This is a genomic window from Aquabacter sp. (genome assembly GCF_965279295.1).
Taxonomy (GTDB): domain Bacteria; phylum Pseudomonadota; class Alphaproteobacteria; order Rhizobiales; family Xanthobacteraceae; genus Aquabacter.
The window spans coordinates 570,603-588,382 of record NZ_CBDIHQ010000018.1; the positions used below are offsets into that span (position 1 = coordinate 570,603).

The window sequence follows — 17,780 nt, forward strand, 5'->3', positions numbered from 1 at the left end:
TAGCCCTCCCTCAATGACGGTGGTTGCGATCGAGACGCTTTTCCAGCGCCATCGAATAACGGGACATGCCGTAGCAGAAGACGAAATAGACGATGCCGGCGAAGCCGAAACCGGTGAACAGCGTCGTCGGCGTCGCCCATGTCGGATCGGTGAAGGAGGCGCGCAGGATGCCGAGCAGGTCGAAGATCGACACGATCAGAACCAGAGTGGTGTCCTTGAACAGGCCGATGAAGTTGTTGACGATGCCGGGGATCACCAGCTTCAAAGCCTGCGGGAGCACCACCAGCCGCATCATGAGCCCGGACCGCAGCCCCATCGCCATGGCGCCTTCATACTGGCCCTTGGGGATCGCCTGGAGCCCGCCGCGTACCACTTCCGCCATATAGGCGGACGCGAACAGGGCGACGCCCACCAGCGCGCGGAGCAACCCGTCGATGGTGAAGCGACCGGGCAGGAACAGCGGCAGCATATAAGTGGCGAAGAACAGCACGGTGATGAGGGGCACGCCGCGCCAGAACTCGATGAAGATGATCGAGGCGTACTTCACCAGCGGCAGTTGCGAGCGCCGCCCAAGCGCCAGCAGGATGCCGAGCGGCAGCGAGGCGGTGATGCCGGTGACGGCGATGACCAGCGTCACCAGCAATCCGCCCCATTGCCGCGTCTCGACCTCCGGCAGGCCGAAGTCGACATCGACGAACAGCATCACGGCGCCGATCACCGCGAAGGTCTTCAATGTCCCCCGCGCCGCGCCGCTGCGCTCCCCACCGAAGATCGGCGCCACCAGCATCGCGAGGCCGGTGACGATCGCCGCGACGATGACAAACTGGAGCCAGAACGAGGCACGCAAGCCAAACGCCGAGGCGGTGAGGCCGAAATCCAGCCCGAAACCGCCCAGCACGAAGTTGCGCAGTTCCAGCGCGCCGCCGGTCAGCAGCACGAAGGAGAGGATGGGATAGAGGACGAAGAAGGCGAGCGCATTGGCGCGCTTGTAGGGCAAGCGGGGAATGAGCAGCGGCGCCAACAGGATGATGCCGAGCACGTAGACCACATTGACCCGCCACCGCTCGCTGGCGGGATAGAAGCCGTAGAGGATCTGGTTGAACTTGGCGGCGATGAACGGCCAGCAGGCCCCCACCGGATGGCCGGCATTCTCGGGAAGACAGGCCTCCCGCGTCATGCCGGTCCACACCGCGTCGGTGATGAAGAATTTCACCATCGGCGGTACGACCGCATAGACCACCCAGATGCCGAACAGGGTGAGAAGCACCTGGCCGACCGAGCCGAACAGGTGTGCGCGGGCCCAGCCGAAGATGCCGCGCGCCGAGGCCGGCGCGGGTTCCTGCGGGCGAAGCTCCAGGGGAGCGACGTAGGAAACGGTTCGAGCGTCCATTATCGCCTCCTCACCGTTCCACAAGCGCGACGCGCTTGTTGTACCAACCCATGAGGGTCGACGTGATCAGCGAGATGGCGAGGTAGACCGCCATAGTAATGGCGATGATCTCGATCGCCTGCCCGGTCTGGTTCAGCGTCGTGCCTGCGAACACCGCGAACAGGTCCGGGTATCCCACGGCGACACCGAGCGTCGAGTTCTTCGTGAGGTTGAGATACTGGCTGGTGAGCGGCGGGATGATCACCCGCATGGCCTGGGGGATCACCACCAGGCGCAGCGTGTGGCCGTTCCGAAGTCCGAGCGAGTGGGCCGCCTCGCTCTGCCCCTTCGAGACCGCAAGGATGCCGGCGCGGACGATCTCGGCGATGAACCCCGCCGTATAGATCGAGAGCGCCAGCAGCAGGGCGACGAATTCGGGGATAACGCGGATGCCGCCCGCGAAATTGAAGCCGCGCAGTTCCGGCCGCTCGAACGTCACCGGCCAGCCCAGCACGAAGCCGGCGATGGTGGCCGGCACGACGATCAGCGCGAGCCCGGCCCAGAAGGAGGGGAATTGCTGTCCGGTCTTCTCCTGCCGGAGCCGCGCCCATCGGGACACCAGGAAGGCGGCGATGATGCAAACCACCAAGATGCCGCCGATGATGGTGAAGTCGGGCTCGAACACCGGGCGCGGCACCACGAGGCCGCGATTGCTGACGAAGACGCCGGGCCCGGCGACGCTGCCGGCCCACGACTTGAAGGTTTCCGCCACCGAACCGAAGCCGAGGCTCGCGGCGCTGGAGGACACAAAATTCAGGAACGGCTGAAGGCCGAAGCCCCAGCTCTGACGCGGGTTCGGCATGGTGGAGAGCACCGCCAGATACCAGAACAGAATCTGGAACAGCGGCGGCAGGTTTCGCGTCACTTCCACGTAGGCGGAGGCCAGCGCCTTCACGACCACATTGTTGGAGAGCCGCGCCACGCCCACCAGGAAGCCGATGATGGTGGCAAGGACGATACCGAGCCCGGCGACCAGCAGCGTATTCAGCAGGCCGACCAGAAAGGCCCGGCCGTAGCTCATGGATTCCGAATAGGGAATCAGCGTCTGTGTGATGCCGAAGCCGGCGGGATTATCGAGGAAGCCAAAGCCGGAGGCGATGCCCTGGCGGGCAAGGTTGGCCTGGGCGTTGGCGAAGAAGGACCAGGCCATCCAAAGAAGGACAATGGCCAACGTCACCTGAATGACTGCGGATCTCAGCGCCGGGTCTGTCCAAGACCATCGGCGGCGTGTCGGGGCAGGCTCCGACCAGCGTGCGTCTGTCATAAGGCCCCTCTATCCCCAGAGGCTCTGCGGCCCCTCTGAAACACGAGCAATGCCGACGCCCCCGCTGCCGGCACATACCCCTGAAAGTGAAAGAGCCCGGCACCATTCGGTGCCGGGCTCCCTAGTCGGTCAGCGGACCGGCATGCCGTATTGGATGCCGCCCTTGCTCCACAGCTTGTTCAAGCCGCGGTCGATGGCGAGAGGAGTGGAGGGGCCGAGGTTACGGTCGAAGATTTCGCCGTAATTGCCCACCAGCTTGACCATGCGGGCAACCCAGTCGTTGGAGATGCCGATGGCCTCGCCGAACTTGCTGTCGCCGCCGAGCAGCCGCTTGATTTCCGGGTTGGGGGTGTTGGCCATCTGGTCGATGTTCTTGGAGCTGACGCCCAGTTCCTCGGCATCGAGCAGCGCGTAATAGGTCCACTTCACCAGGTCGAACCAGCTGTCGTCGCCATGGCGCACCAGCGGGCCGAGCGGCTCCTTGGAGATCACCTCTGGCAGCACCACATGGTCGCTGGCGTTGGTGAGCTTGAGGCGCACGGCGTAGAGCTGCGACTGGTCGGAGGTGAAGGCATCGCAGCGGCCGGAATCGTACGCCTTGATGGTTTCGTCGATGGTCGCGAAGGCGATCAGTTCATACTTCAGATTGTTGGTGCGGAAGTAGTCGCCGACGTTCAGTTCGTTGGTGGTGCCGGTCTGCACGCAGATCGAGGCGCCGTTAAGCTCCGTGACCGACTTCAGATTGAGCGACTTGCGCACCATGAAGCCCTGGCCGTCGTAATACATCACGCCGGCGAAGTTGAAGCCCAGCGTGGTGTCGCGGGACATGGTCCAGGTGGTGTTGCGCGAGAGCACATCGATGGCGCCCGACTGGAGCGCCGTGAAGCGATCCTTCGCCGAAAGCGGCGAGAATTTCACCTTGTTCGCGTCGTTGAAGATCGCGGCGGCGATGGCGCGGCAGAAGTCCACGTCCAGGCCGGTCCAATTGCCCTTGTCGTCGGGGTTGGAGAAGCCGGGCAGGCCCTGCGACACGCCGCAATTGAGCGCGCCCCGTGCCTTCACATCGTCAAGGGTCCCCGCACCGGCCGCGCCGACGCCGAGCGCGAGCATTCCGGCAGCGAGCAGGATGCGTTTAAAGGAAGGTCCCATTGTTCTTATCTCCCAGGCCTATACGGACGAACTGGCATGTTCCCGATGCGGGATCGACGCCATCGTCCGGGACGTCGTATGGATGTATCTCAGTCTGTTGCGAGCGGGTGGTCAATAGCTCGCCCAACCTTTGGGCATTCAACCATCGTTAACCGGAGTCCAGGATGAAGTCCCCCTCCCCCGAAGCAAGTTTCGCGCCGGCCACTGAGGTGGTCCGGCTGGGTCGCGATCCGTTCCGCTTCGACGGCTTCGTCAATCCGCCGGTGGTGCGTGGGTCCACCGTGCTTTACCCCACTTACGATGACCTCGTGGCGCACCGCGGGCGCTATACCTACGGGCGCCGGGGCAATCCCTCGAGCGAGGCGCTGGAAACCGCGATCTCGGCGCTGGAAGGCGCGGACGGCACGGTGCTGACCCCCTCCGGCCTCTCTGCCATCTCGATCGCGCTGCTCTCGGTGCTGAAAGCTGGCGACCATCTGCTGATGGTGGACACGGCCTATCGTCCCACCCGGCGCATCTGCGACACCGTGCTGGCGCGCCTTGGGGTCGAGGTCACCTATTACGACCCGCTGATCGGGGCTGGCATCGCCGGCCTGCTCAAAGACAACACCCGGGCCATTTTCTTGGAATCACCCGGCTCGCAATCCTTCGAGATGCAGGATGTGCCGGCGATCACCCGCGTCGCGCAGGCGCGCGGCGTCACCACGCTCATCGACAACACATGGGCGACGCCGATCTATTTCAAGCCGCTGGCGCACGGGGTCGATGTTTCGATCATGGCTGGCACGAAATATCTCGGCGGCCACGCCGACCTCAACCTCGGCACCATCGCGGCGACCGGCACTGCCTGGCGCAAGATCAAGGACACCCACGGGGATCTCGGCATCTGCATCAGCCCCGATGACGCCGCGCTGGGCTCGCGCGGGCTGCGGACGCTGGCGGTGCGGCTGGAGCGGCACTGGCGCTCGGGACTCGCTGTGGCGCAATGGCTGCGCAACCAGCCGCAGGTGTCGCGCATCCTACACCCGGCGCTCGACGGGGATGCCGGCCACGACATCTGGAAGCGCGACTTCTCCGGCGCCTCAGGCCTGTTCGCGGCCATTCTCAAGCCGGCGTCGGACGCGTCGGTGGGGGCGTTCTTCGATTCGCTCACCCATTTCGGCATGGGCTATTCGTGGGGCGGCTTCGAGAGCCTGATCATTCCGTTCGATTGCGCGGAGTATCGCACCGCCACCACCTGGCAGGCCGAAGGCCCTGCCATTCGCCTGCATATCGGCCTGGAAGATCCCGGCGATCTAATCGCCGATCTCGCCCAGGGCCTGGCGAAGCTCGACGCGGCCTGAGTGAAAGCACCGGGGCGTCCGCGCCCCGGTTATTGGGACTTTGCCGCTTCCCGGTTCTGCCTGCGCTCGCGCAAGGCGAACTGGAGGTTGCGGATATAGATGAAGGTGGAGAGAGCCTGCCCGGCGATGAACACCGGATCGCGGCGATAGAGCGCATAGACCAGCAGCAGCGTGCCGCCGCCCAGCGAGAAGGTCCAGAACGCGAAGGGAATGACGGTCTTGCCGGCCCGCTCGCTGGCGATCCACTGCACCACGAACCGCATGGTGAAGGCGATCTGCGCGACGAAGCCCAGGATCACCCACCAGTCGAGCTGGTTGATGAAGACGTCGTGGAGATAATCTCCGACGAGATGGGCGAGATCAACGAGCATCCGGATAGACCTTCACCACTTTCGGAACATTGCGCCGCCGCGTCAGCCACCAGACCCCGAGCATGTCGCCGATCCCGACCCACAGGCGGTTCCAGAAGCCATACTTCGACACGCCGTGCCAACGCGCCCGGTCGACCACGGGAAATGTCAGCACCTCATACCCCTCCCGGGCGACCAGCGCAGGGGTGAAACGGTGAACTGCATCGAAATGAGGCAGTCGCAGATAAATGTCGCGCTTCACCACCTTGAGGCCGCAGCCGGTGTCCTTCGTGCCGTCGCGCAGCAGCGAGCGTCGCACCGCATTGGCGAGGCGGGACTGAAACCGCTTGAACGTCGTGTCCTTGCGGCCCTGGCGCTCGCCCTGGACCATGCCGGCCATCGGACCGCCGTCATCGAGCAGGCGCACCATCGGCGGCAGATAGGCGGGGTTGTTCTGCCCGTCGCCGTCCAGCAGCAGGAGGATATCGCCCTGGGCGACCCAGGCGCCGGTCGCCACCGCCGCCGATTTTCCGCACGAGGTTCCGTGGGTGAGGATGCGCATATAGGGGCGGGTCTCCGCTGCCGCGCGCAGCGCCGCCGGGGTGCCGTCGCCCGAGCCGTCGTCCACGAAGATCAACTCATAGGCACCTGCGCCGAGCGACTGGTCGATTTCGGCGATCAGCGGGGCGATGTTGTCGGCTTCGTCCCGCACGGCGATGACGACCGAGAGACGCGCCGGGGCGGACGCGTCGAAAGCAGCAGTGTTCAAGATCTGGCCTCTTCAAAGGCGGGCGCCGGGGAGGACGGCGGCACGAGGCGCGCAAGGCGCCGGGGCGTCGGCCCGGACATGGGGGAAATGGTGCCGTCGGGGGCAACCGAGAAAACCAGGCGGCGGGCCGCGAACACCTTCACGATGGAAAGCGTGAAAGCCGTGGCGAGGGCGCCGCCCGCGAGCACGTCGCTGGGATAATGCGACCCCAGTACCACCCGCGTCGAAGCCACCAGGGCCGCGAGGATGATCAGGATCACCCGCGCCCGCGGAAACAGGGCGGCAAACGCCACCGCCGTCGCGAACACGATGGTGCTGTGGCCGGAGGGAAAGCTGGCAAAGCCGGCTGAAGTCGACAGCCAGTCGAAGGTCATGGTCGGGTTCGGGCCGGCGAGGTGCAGCGCCACGTAGGGGCGCGCGCGGCCGAGCGCGTATTTCACGACCAAAACAATCAGGCCCGCGCCTGCGATGGAGATGAACAGGAAGCCCAGCCGGGCGACCGTCGCGGCCGCGATCCGCCGGCCCATATCATCCAGATACGGCTTCACCGCCAGCACGGCCAGGAGGCAAAAAGCGAGAGGAACCAGGACCACGCCGCCAAGCCCCAGCTTGGTGACGCGTTCGGAAATCATCACCACGCCCGCCGGCATGTGAAACCGCAATTGCGGCACCAAAGGATCAATGAGGATCATGGATGCGATGATCAGACTGGCGAACAGAATGAAGAGGGTTGCGATTTCGACCACACCCGCACTGCTGACGCGCGCGCGTGTGCCACGCGCCGGCCGCATCTTGAAATAGGTCCATGCCGCCCACAGGCCACTGAGCGTCGCGCCCACCATAGTGGTGGCGCTTGCACCGATGCTGGCGGCGCGGCTCGTCAATTCGTGCCCTCCTCCGGCCGGAACGCGGTGATTACGACATTGCGCCCGCCATTATAGGTGAAGCCGGCGATGCTCGATGTCGCCTTATAGCGCAGGCCGATCTCCCGCGCGCGCAGCTCGAACTGCGGGAGCATATTGGCGCCGATGAAGGCCATGGTGCAGCCGCCGGTCTTCAGGAGGTCCGCCGCCTGCATGGGATCGGTGAAGCGCACGTCCGTACCGACGAGGAAAGTCAGGCTCGGCTCCTGGTAGGGGACCGTCGCGATATTGGCCGCCGGGCACCCGCTTTCACGCGCGATCACGGCAAGGCGCTGCGAAATCCACAGCGCATTCATCTGCGGCAGCAGGAATTGATAGGCACCGACATACAGCAGCAGCGCGCCGCCAACAGCCGCGACGAAACCGGCCTCCGGCCCCGCCGAGACGATGCGCTGACTGGCGATCCAGAGCAGGAACAGCGCGCTAAGCAGGAAGGGCGCCGCCGCAAGCGCATAGACCGGGGCGCCCCCGAACCAGATGAGGCCCACCAGCATGGCGACCGCGATCAGCGCACCGATGATCGGCCAGAACCCCCTGAAGTCCCTCAGGCGGCGGCCGACCTGGGCAATCTCGCCGCGCTCAAGCGCCAGGGCGGTGAGGATGGCCAGGGCCGGATAAAGCGGGAGTACATAATGGGGAAGCTTGGTGACGGCGATCTCGAACACCAGCCAGGACGGAACGATGAGCGCCAGGAGAAAGCGCACGCTCCGTTCGCGCCGGTTCCGCCACGCGAACGGCACCGCCATGACCACCAGCACCACGGACGGCCAGAAGGTGCCCCACATGGCGAGCAGATAGGTGCCCGGCGGGCCCCAATGCCCCTCAGCGCCTTCAGCAACCTTGCCCAGCATGTCGACGCCCACCGCATGCTCGTAAAAGGCACCGCTGGTGACGAAATAGATGGCGATGTACCAGGGCAGGCACAGCAGCGCGCACCACAGCAGGCCCGGCAGCGGCTTCAGCACGCGCATGAACGCGACCGAACGGTCGGCGATGGCGAGAACCAGGATCGGCAGGCCGACGAAAATCGGCGCCAGCGGACCCTTCACCAGAATGCCGGCGGCAAGGCCAGTCCAGAAGATCGCGGAAAGGCCCAGTTCGCCCTTGGATGGCAAGGGTCGGGACATATAGGCCCGCGCCAGGGCGCCCATGGAAGCGAGGACGGTGAACAGCAGAACCGCATCGGTCTTGGCGAGGCGCGCCTCGACGCCGAGCAGCACGCAGCTCGCCATCATCAGGCCGGCGATCAAGGAGCCGCGCCGTGAGACGAAGCACAGTGCCGTCCAATAGGTGAGCAGCACCGCGCCGATGGCGGCAAGCAGCGAGGGGATGCGATAATAGAAAATGGTGGTCAGGGCCGAGGGGCCGACCACCGCCTCGGCGGCCGCGACGCTTGCCGACTGAAGCCAATAGATGCCCACCGGCTTCTTGTGCCGCGCGACATCCTTGTAGCGGATGTCGACGAAATTCCCGCTTTCCAGCATCTGCTTGGTGGCCTGCGAGAAGCGGGCCTCGTCGCGGTCGATGGGCGAGAGGGCGTAGATGCCGGGCAGGAAGGCGATCAACGCCACCACCACCAGAAGCAGGCTGGCGCGAAGGTGGCTGGCACTGGCGTAATCCAGGCCGCGCGCTGCACGGTCCAGCGCGGACGGGCTCGATGCCGTGCGTCCGGCGGGCTCGGATATGGCCATGCGTGGTTTCAGGTCCGGTCGTTTTGGGCGCGGGACAATAACAGAAACCAACCGGCCGGAAAGGTGCCCGTCCGGATCGCTTCCGCCCGTGTCCCGGCGAGAGCGGACAACTGGAGAGGGAGCTGGGCGGAAAGATGGCGGCGCACGCCCTCCCCTAGGGTGACCGCTGCGTTATTCCTCTGGCTTAGGGGGGCTCTGGGAAAACGGTGCGGGCTCGCGCTCAAACGCAGAACGTCGCGTCATTCCCTCCCCCGCAAGCGAGAGCGCTGCGAAATAGACCTCGCAAGCTATAGCGGGTCATCAGGTGCAAAGGCCGGGCCGTTTCCACCTCTCCCCGAGGGGGAGAGGGGGCATGCCGCGGTCATTCGAGAAGCACCACCGATCCCGCGCCTGCCATGCGTGCCGCACAGCTCCCGAAAGCAGGAGAGGGAGTGGGAGCACATAAGACTCCCCTCCCCTCACTTGGTGAGGATGAGCTTGTCCTGGGCCGTCAGGCGCAGCTGGTAGACTTGGGAACCGTGGGAAATGGTGATGACGCGGGATGCAGCGAACAGGTCGCGGCTGTTCATCTGCTCCTCAACCATCGGGATGACGCGGGCCTTGTCGCGCGATGACCACGCGGTCACTCCGTGCTCATGCTTGGTCATTTGAATGACTCCAAATTAAATTGGCCGAAAAATCTATAAGGCCAAGCTATCGAGGTCTTTTAGAACAGTTCAATATTATCTGTTCTTGCTCTAGACGTTGAGTAATACACACGGAAACAGAAATCAACGCACGGGCGCGCATCGCATTACAGCCCAGCCGTCAGCGCATGGGCTCTCAGACGGAAACGGGCGCCGGCGAGATGCGCCGGCGCCCGTTTCAGGCGAAATTAGCACGTTCTGGAAGCGTCATTCCGCAGGGTGCGGTGCGGGAACGGGCGCGTCCGACGAATCGCCCGCGATCGCGCGGGAGACGACCCGGTCGAAGCGGTCGAGATACACATAGATCACCGGCGTGATGTAGAGCGTCAGCAATTGCGAAACCAACAAGCCACCGACCACGGCGATGCCCAGGGGTTGGCGAAGCTCCGCGCCGGCGCCGCCACCGAGCGCGATCGGCAGGGTGCCAAAGATGGCCGCGAGCGTCGTCATCATGATGGGGCGGAAACGCAGCAGACACGCCTCGCGGATCGCGTCCACCGCATCGGCGCCTTGCCGTCGCCGCTCCAGCGCGACGTCGATCATCATGATCGCGTTTTTCTTGACGATGCCCACAAGCATGACGATGCCGATCAACGCGATCACCGACAGCTCGACCTTGAAGAGGATCAAGGTCAGCAGCGCCCCGATGCCGGCAGAAGGCATGCCCGACAGGATGGTGATGGGGTGGATGAAGCTCTCGTACAGGATGCCGAGCACGATGTAGATCACCACCACGGCGGCGAGGATCAGCATCGGCTGGTTCGAGAGCGAATCCTGGAACACCTGGGCCGTGCCCTGGAAGCCGGTGGAGATGGACGGCGGAAGATTGGCATTTCGCTGCGCGACACCGATCGCCTCCACCGCCTGCCCCAACGAAACACCGGGCGCGAGGTTGAAGGATATCGTCACGGCGGGCTGTTGCTGCTGATGGGCGATCTGGAGCGGCCCGACGGTGCGGCGGATATCCGCCACGCTTTCAAGCGGCACCACGCCGCCGCTGGAGGTGCGCAGATAGACCCGGCCGAGGTCGGAGGCGTCCTGCTGGAAGCGCGGCTGAGCCTCGACGATCACCGCATATTGGTTGGTGGGGGTGTAGAGGGTCGCGACCTGCCGGGTGCCGAACTGGGTATAGAGCGCGTTGCGAAGCTGCTCCTCGGTGACGCCGAGGGCCGCCGCCTTGTCCTTGTTGAGGTCGATGGTGAGCTGGGGATTGGAGATCTGAAGATCCGAGGTCACGTCCCGCAGTTCGGGGACATGGGTCAACATCTCCTCCATCTTCGATGCGCCGGGATAGAGCGCAGCGGAATCGCTGCTCTGGAGCGTGAACTGATATTGGCTCTTGGACGCCACGCCGCCGATGTTGATGTTCTGCACCGGCTGGAAGAAAACCTTCACGCCGGGGATGCCGGCCACGCGCTTGCGCAGGTCCTGGATGATCTGGAACGCGCTCTGGCCGCGCTCCTCATAGGGCTTAAGCGCAACGAACAAGCGACCGGAATTTGTGGTGCGGCTGACGCCGGTCGCGCCGGCGGTCGACACCAGATAGGCGACATTGGGATCACCCCGAACCGCGGCGGCAACCAGCTTCTGCCGCTCGACCATGGCGTCGAACGAGGTATCGGTGGCGGCCTCGACGGTGCCGGTGATGAAGCCGGTGTCCTCGGTGGGGAAGAAGCCCTTAGGCACCACCACGTAGAGATAGCCTGCCAGACCGATGGTCAGGAAGGTCACGATCAGCATGAACGGCCGATGGCGCAGCACCAAATCCAGGCTGATGCGATAACCGGCGAGCCAGAGGTCGAACGCCCGCTCACTGGCCCGGAAGAAGACGTTGGGCTTCTTGTTGTGATCCACCGGCTTGAGCATCCGCGCGCACAGCATGGGCGTGAGCGTGAGCGAAACGAAGCCGGACAGCAGGATGGCGATCGAGATCGTCACCGCGAACTCGCGGAACACCCGGCCCACCACGCCGCCCATGAACAGCACCGGGATGAACACCGCCACCAGGGACAGCGTCATGGAGATGATGGTGAAGCCGATCTCGCGCGATCCCAGGATCGCCGCCTTGAACGGCTTCATCCCGCCTTCGATATGCCGGTAGATGTTCTCCAGCACGACGATGGCATCGTCGACGACGAAGCCGACGCACAAGGTGAGCGCCAGCAGCGTCATGTTGTTGATGGAGAAGTTCAGCACCCACATGGCCGCGAAGGTCGCGACGATCGACAGCGGCAGCGCCAGCGAGGGAATGAGGGTGGCCCGCACGTTGCGCAGGAACAGGAAAATCACCAGCACGACGAGGACGATCGCCTCGAACAAGGTCTTCTGAACGTCGTGCACCGCATCGCGGATGGAGACCGAGCGGTCGTTCAGCACCTCGATGTTCACCGCGCCGGGCACCTGGGCGCGATACTGGTCGAGATGAGCGCGCACCTGGTCCACGACCGCCACCGTATTGGCGTCCGGCTGGCGCACCACGGCCAGCACGATGGAGCGTTCATCGTTGAACCAGCTCGCCACCCGCTCGTTCTCGATGCCGTCGGTGACGCGGGCGATCTCGTCGAGCCGCACCGGCGCGCCGTTGCGGAACGCCACGACGATGCGGCGGAACGGCTCGGCCGAAGCCGTGGTCGTTCCCATGTCGATGGTCATGCTCTGCTTGGGACCGGAGAGCTGGCCGATGGGCGTGTTCGACGCGGCCGCCTGGATCGAGGACTGAATGTCGGCCGCCGAGATGTTTCGCACGCCGGCCGCCGCGGGATCGACGCGAATGCGCACGGCGTATTTCTGGGTGCCGAAGATCTGCACCTGGGCAACGCCGGGAAGCTGGGAAATCTGCTGGCCGACGATGGTGTCGGCATATTCGTTGACCGCCGAAAGCGGCAGCGTGGCGGACGACACCGCCAGCAGTATCACCGGGGCATCCGCAGGATTTACCTTTCGGAAGCTCGGCGGGGTCGTCATCTCGTCGGGCAATTGCCGCTGGGCGACCGACAGCGCCGACTGAACATCCAGCGCCGCATCGTCGATGTTGCGCGACAGGTCGAACTGGATGGTGATGGAGGTCGAGCCCTGGGTGCTCGACGAGGTCAGCGAGGTAATGCCGGAAATCGTGGAGAGCTGGCGCTCGATGACGGTCGCGACCGCCGAGGCCATGGTCTCAGGGCTGGCGCCCGGCAGGGTGGCGGAAATGTTGATGGTGGGAAAATCCACCCGGGGCAGCGCCGCGACGGGCAGGAGGCGGTAGGCGAACAAGCCGGCCACGATCAATGAGAGCATCATCAAGCTCGTCATGACCGGGCGGCGGATGCACATTTCCGAGAACATGAGGTCAGCTCCCGGCTGTCGCCGCACCGCTTTGGCGTTTTATATCGACCCGTGCCCCTGCCCGCAGCGCGAGCTGGCCCTGAGTGACGACGGTTTCGCCGCCGGACAGCCCGGCCGCAACCACGGCATCGCCGTCCACGGTACGACTGACCGTGACCGGCTGAACCTTGGCAACGCCGTTGTCGACCAGGAACACGAACGTGCCGTTCTGCCCGCTCTGGATTGCCTCGGCCGGCACCGCCACCACGTTCTGCTCCATGCGCAGCGTCACCGTGATGTCGCCGAGCGTGCCGGGCCAGAGCCGCTCGTCGGCGTTCTCGAACATCGCCCGGACCATCAAGGTCCCGGTCTGCGGGTCGATGGTGTTGTCGAGCGCGAACAGCTTGCCGCCGCCCACGCTCTCGGAGCTGCCCTGAAGGCGGAACTGAACCGTCGCCTGCGCCATGTTGGCGCGCAGTTCGGCGAGATACCGCTCGGGCACGCCGAAGGCGATGTAGATGGGCTTGATCTGTTTGATGGTGGCGAGCGTGTCGTCCACCCGAATAATAGCACCGGGGCGCACGCCGGACACGCCCATGCGCCCGGTCACAGGCGCCTTGATCTCGTAATAGGACCGCTGCACCTGAAGCGACTGAAGGTTCGCCTCGTCCTGCTGAACCACCGCGCGCTGGATATCCGCCGTGGTCTTGGAATCGTCCACCTGGACCTGGGAGACCGCGCTCCGCGCCAGCAGGCCGGTGTAGCGGTCCACGTCGCGAATGGCCTTCTCAAGCTGCGACTTGTCCTTGGTCAGCGTCGCCTGAGAGTTGAGGATCTGCGCGTCGATGTCGCGGGCATCGAGCACGAACAGCAGGTCGCCCTTGTTGACCGCCGCGCCGTCCTCGAAGCGGACCTGCTCGACACGGCTGGCGACGCGGGTGCGGATGGTGATCGTCACCATCGGCTCGACCGTGCCCAGGGCCGTCACCCGCACCGGTTCCGCCTTGCGCACCGCCGTGGCCGCAACCACGGGAACACCGCGCTCCGAAGGTGTCTGAGCATTGGCGGCGGTGGCGCTCTTGCCGGTCCAGACGCCCGTGGACCAAGCCCAGCCCGCCGCGCCCAGGATCGCCAATACACCAACGGTGAGGGTAACCCTCAACCCACGAGATCTTTTCCCCGCTGCCATTGTCCCTCAAACCCTTTCATGCACATCGCAATGCGACATGCGCCCCAGCTTAAATTACACACGCACGCGGCTGGGTGCGATCACGATTTTGTCGACAAAAAGCATTATCATCTGACTTGAACAGCGAAAATTACCCGCAACCGGCGGTTAACGCGGTTGACGTAAGGCCAGGGCCAGCCGCTGCAGCGCACCATCGAGGGTCGCGTCGCGCTTGGCGAAACAAAAACGAACAACAGAGCGCACAGCGTCCTGCGCATAGAAAGCTGACACCGGAATAGCAGCGACACCGTGGCGCCGGACCAGATCGAGACAAAATGCCTCGTCGTCGAGCTTTGGGTCTATTGCCGAAAGGTCGATGGAGATGAAATAGGTGCCGGCGCTCGGCAGCACGGAGAAGCCGAGGCTGGTCAGCCCGCCGGCAAGCCGGTCGCGGGCGCGCTGAAGCTCCGCTCGCATGCTCTCGAAATATCCATCGTCCTTGCCCAGGCCATAGGCCACCGCCACCTGGAGGTTCGGGGGAGTGGTGAAGGTGAGGAACTGGTGCGCCTTGCTGAGCACTTTCATCAGAGGCGGCGCGGCGCAGACAAGGCCGACCTTCCATCCGGTCATGCCGAAAATCTTGCCCGCCGAGCCGATCTTCACCGTGCGCTCGCGCATACCGGGCAGGCTCATCATTGGCTGGTGGCGCCGGCCGTCGAACACGATGTGCTCCCACACCTCGTCGCACACCGCGATGGCGTCGAACGCGATGCAATGGTCCGCCAGAAGCTGCATCTCCTCCAGGCTGTGGACCACGCCGGTCGGGTTTTGCGGATTGTTGAACAGCACCAGCTTGGTGCACGGGGTAAACGCCTTCTCCAGCGCCTCGGCGGTGATGCGCCAATGCGGTGGCTCAAGCCGGATCAGGCGCGGAATGCCCCCCGCCCGCAGCACCAGCGGCAGGTAGGCGTCATAGAGCGGCTGAAACAGCACCACCTCGTCGCCCGGCTCGATCAGCGCGAACAGCGCGCCGGCCAGGGCTTCGGTGGCGCCCGAGGTCACCATAACCTCGGCATCCGGGTCGAGATCGACGCCCTGCCAGTGGCGATAATGATCGGCGGCCGCGCGGCGCAGCTCCGGCAGGCCCATCATCGGCGGATACTGGTTCCAGCCATCCACCACAGCCTCGGCCGCCTTGGCGCGCACGTCGGCCGGGCCAGGATCGTCAGGAAAGCCCTGCCCGAGGTTGATCGCCTGATGTTCACGGGCCAATGCCGACATCACCTCGAATACGGTTGTCGGCAAATTGGAGAAGACCGGATTGAAGGTGCGCGCGCTCTGGCGCGCCGATGCTGCGGCAAATGTCATGGCGTCGGATCTAAGGGTGTCTGATGAAGTGTCTCGGCGGCGAATATCTAGCCGTTTTGCCGCAGGGATAAAAGCGGCGAACGGTTGGTCGAAAGCTTGGTGCGAGAACATCTCAAGCGGCGTGGCCGGGTTACGCTGGGGTGCCGCGTGCGCCCAGTGGTTCGAGCGCGCTGAGCAATTCCGCGTCGGTGACGGTGGATGGGGGCTTCATCAGCTTCGCGGCTTGCGTGCGCTGCCCCGCCCGCATCACCAGGATCACCGTTTCCGCACCGCCGCAGGCGGGATCGCCACACGCGATCTCGGTGACGGAGACGGTCGCCTCATCATCGAGTTCAAGCAAGCGGCGAACCTTATCGGACAGGTCGCGCGCCGCATCCCGCGCCGCCGCGCGGGCGCTTGGGTCGTCGCCACGTCCACGAGTGAACAAACGCATGAGAACCTCCGTGAAGCCCACGCTCGGCGAAAATATCGCCTTAAAGACGGCCGGTGATCACTTCAGGACATCGTTGATGTCCGAGGGACCGCCCAACAGAATGCGTCGCATACGCCGCGCGAACCCGCTTGTCTTGCCCCGCCCTTCCACACCGGCGGCGCTTTCAAAGCGCAGTGCCACCCGCGTGACCCGGCCATGCTCCACCGTCCGCACTTCGATCGAGGCATGGCCGAGCGGCATGCGCATGCCCGGCGCGGGACGGTTGTCGGTGCGATCGGCGAAGGCGTCGGCGATGGTCAGGTTGCGGTCGTTCTCGCGCGCGGGAAGACCATAGAGATCGGCGATATCGCCGATGCGCACGTCTCCCTCGAAGGGGAAGGCGGCGTCGGCCGCCCAGATCGCCGGCTCGACGATGAACACCCGGTCGAGTTGCTGAACCCGTTCGGGGGGAGCGAGAAGATAGACATAGTCCCGCTCCACCAGGGGGCCGGCCTCGTCCGCCGTCAGGATATGGCCTTCCCGCACCACCAGGACGGGCCTTGCCCAATCGGGCAGAAGCGCGGGCGTGATGGGTGGCAGGTTCGGCGCCACGGGATATCCGACAAGCTCATGCTCGCTCTGTCCCGGCAGATCGATCTCGAAGCGCCGAGGCTCGCGCATGGGCTCCGCCAGCGCAACATCGAGCCGCCGGGCGGCGAACGCCAAGGTCGAACCGTGCAGCATCAGAGAGGCCAGAACGACGATGAAAGCGATGTTGAAATAGATTTCCGCCTGCGGCAGGTGGGCCAGCATCGGAATGGTGGCGAGGAAGATCGAGACCGCGCCGCGCAGCCCCGCCCAGGAGATGAAGGCGGTTTCCCGCAATGTGAAGCGAAACGGGGCGAGGCACGCCGCGACCAATGCAGGACGCGCCAGCAGGAACAGCACGGCGGCGATGGCGAGGCCCGCCGGCAAAATCTCCAGCAGGCGATGCGGCGAAACCAGCAGGCCGAGCATGGTGAACATGACGATCTGGCAGAGCCAGGTCACGGTATCGTGGAAGCTGGTGATGCCGGCGATGCCCCGAACTGGACGGTTCCCAAGGATAAGCCCGGCGAGATAAACGGCCAGGAAGCCGGACCCGTGAAGCAGCGCGGTCAAGGCAAAGGTCAGGATGGCCCACGCCACCACCAGCACCGGCTGGAGGCCGCCGGGAAGATCGATGCGGTTGAGGAACATCGACAGCGCGAATCCCGACGCCACGCCGAAGACCGCGCCGACCACCATTTCGCTGGCGACCGCGCTCAGGATGGCCCATCCGAAATCGCCGGTGCCGGTGGAGAGTAATTCAACCAGAAGCACGGTAAGAATCACCGCTGCCGGATCGTTGGTGGCGGATTCGATCTCGATCACGGCGCCGAGCCGGCGGCCCAGCCGCAGCCCCTGCGCCCGCACCAGAAAAAGCACCGCCGCCGCATCGGTGGAGGCCACGATCGCCCCCACCAGCATCGCCTGGAGCGGGGAAAGCCCCAGCAGCGGCAGGGCGGCTAACGCCACCAGACCGGCGGTGCCCACCACCCCAACAGTTGAAAGCAGCGTCGCCGGCCCCAATGCCCCGCGCATGGTGGAGAATCGCATGCGCAGGCCGCCGTCGAACAGGATCACCGCAAGGGCGGCAGACCCCACCGTGTAGGTGGCGCCGAAATCGCTGAAGTGGATGCCTCCGGGCCCGTCCTCACCCGCCGCCATGCCCACCAAAAGGAACACCAACAGGATCGGCGCACCGAACCGCGCAGCCACGAGGCTCGACAGCGTCCCCACGACGATCAGCGCGGCGCAGATCAACAACACCAGATTGGAAAGGGACACTGCAGCCATCAGGAGGTCGTTCCAAGTGTCGGATTCGGTGTCGGGAAGGTATC

At 64.9% G+C, this 17,780-nt stretch carries 14 protein-coding genes; 1 reads left to right on the top strand and 13 read right to left on the bottom strand.

Annotation, left to right across the window (positions count from 1 at the left end; translation table 11 throughout):
• Positions 1–10: 10 nt before the first annotated feature.
• From ADADO0_RS20610 to ADADO0_RS20620, 3 genes are all read right to left on the bottom strand, one after another.
• Positions 11–1,390 carry an amino acid ABC transporter permease gene (locus ADADO0_RS20610; protein WP_511307064.1) on the bottom strand — a complete coding sequence of 460 codons (1,380 nt, stop codon included), beginning with the start codon at positions 1,388–1,390 and terminating at the stop codon, positions 11–13.
• A gap of 10 nt (positions 1,391–1,400) precedes the next feature.
• Positions 1,401–2,693, bottom strand: a complete 1,293-nt coding sequence (locus tag ADADO0_RS20615; protein ID WP_511307065.1) for an amino acid ABC transporter permease — start codon at positions 2,691–2,693, stop codon at positions 1,401–1,403.
• A 129-nt stretch (positions 2,694–2,822) separates the two neighbouring features.
• Positions 2,823–3,842 (bottom strand): amino acid ABC transporter substrate-binding protein, encoded by a 1,020-nt coding sequence (locus ADADO0_RS20620; protein ID WP_511307066.1) that lies wholly within the window; start codon positions 3,840–3,842, stop codon positions 2,823–2,825.
• A 164-nt stretch (positions 3,843–4,006) separates the two neighbouring features.
• Between ADADO0_RS20620 and metC the strand changes: the two genes are divergently transcribed.
• Positions 4,007–5,185: a cystathionine beta-lyase gene (gene metC, locus ADADO0_RS20625; protein WP_511307067.1), complete on the top strand. Its 1,179-nt coding sequence runs from the start codon at positions 4,007–4,009 to the stop codon at positions 5,183–5,185.
• A 29-nt stretch (positions 5,186–5,214) separates the two neighbouring features.
• On the opposite strand, the gene ADADO0_RS20630 is transcribed toward metC, so the two are convergent.
• From ADADO0_RS20630 to ADADO0_RS20675, 10 genes are all read right to left on the bottom strand, one after another.
• A complete protein-coding gene (locus tag ADADO0_RS20630) occupies positions 5,215–5,556 on the bottom strand; it encodes a lipid-A-disaccharide synthase N-terminal domain-containing protein (RefSeq protein ID WP_511307068.1) in 342 nt (113 codons plus the stop codon).
• The gene (locus ADADO0_RS20635) at positions 5,546–6,304 is read right to left on the bottom strand and encodes a glycosyltransferase family 2 protein (protein ID WP_511307069.1); all 759 of its coding nucleotides are present in this window, start codon (positions 6,302–6,304) and stop codon (positions 5,546–5,548) included. Before ADADO0_RS20635 ends, ADADO0_RS20630 begins: the two co-directional genes overlap by 11 nt.
• Entirely contained in the window at positions 6,301–7,188 is an 888-nt protein-coding gene (locus ADADO0_RS20640; RefSeq protein ID WP_511307070.1) for a phosphatase PAP2 family protein, read from the bottom strand. Before ADADO0_RS20640 ends, ADADO0_RS20635 begins: the two co-directional genes overlap by 4 nt.
• Complete coding sequence (locus tag ADADO0_RS20645) at positions 7,185–8,918, bottom strand: ArnT family glycosyltransferase (protein ID WP_511307071.1); 1,734 nt, start codon at positions 8,916–8,918, stop codon at positions 7,185–7,187. Before ADADO0_RS20645 ends, ADADO0_RS20640 begins: the two co-directional genes overlap by 4 nt.
• A 458-nt stretch (positions 8,919–9,376) precedes the next feature.
• A complete protein-coding gene (gene hemP / locus ADADO0_RS20650; RefSeq protein WP_511307072.1) occupies positions 9,377–9,565 on the bottom strand; it encodes a hemin uptake protein HemP in 189 nt (62 codons plus the stop codon).
• Between the two features lie 246 nt (positions 9,566–9,811).
• Positions 9,812–12,931, bottom strand: coding sequence for an efflux RND transporter permease subunit (locus ADADO0_RS20655; RefSeq protein WP_511307073.1), 3,120 nt, complete (start codon positions 12,929–12,931; stop codon positions 9,812–9,814).
• 4 nt (positions 12,932–12,935) lie between these two features.
• Positions 12,936–14,072: an efflux RND transporter periplasmic adaptor subunit gene (locus ADADO0_RS20660; RefSeq protein WP_511307074.1), complete on the bottom strand. Its 1,137-nt coding sequence runs from the start codon at positions 14,070–14,072 to the stop codon at positions 12,936–12,938.
• A 174-nt stretch (positions 14,073–14,246) separates the two neighbouring features.
• On the bottom strand, positions 14,247–15,446 hold the full coding sequence (locus ADADO0_RS20665; protein ID WP_511307075.1) for an aminotransferase: 1,200 nt from the start codon (positions 15,444–15,446) through the stop codon (positions 14,247–14,249).
• Positions 15,447–15,576: 130 nt separating this feature from the next.
• Positions 15,577–15,879: a hypothetical protein gene (locus tag ADADO0_RS20670; protein ID WP_511307076.1), complete on the bottom strand. Its 303-nt coding sequence runs from the start codon at positions 15,877–15,879 to the stop codon at positions 15,577–15,579.
• Between the two features lie 57 nt (positions 15,880–15,936).
• Positions 15,937–17,736, bottom strand: a complete 1,800-nt coding sequence (locus ADADO0_RS20675) for a potassium/proton antiporter (protein ID WP_511307077.1) — start codon at positions 17,734–17,736, stop codon at positions 15,937–15,939.
• Positions 17,737–17,780 lie beyond the last annotated feature (44 nt).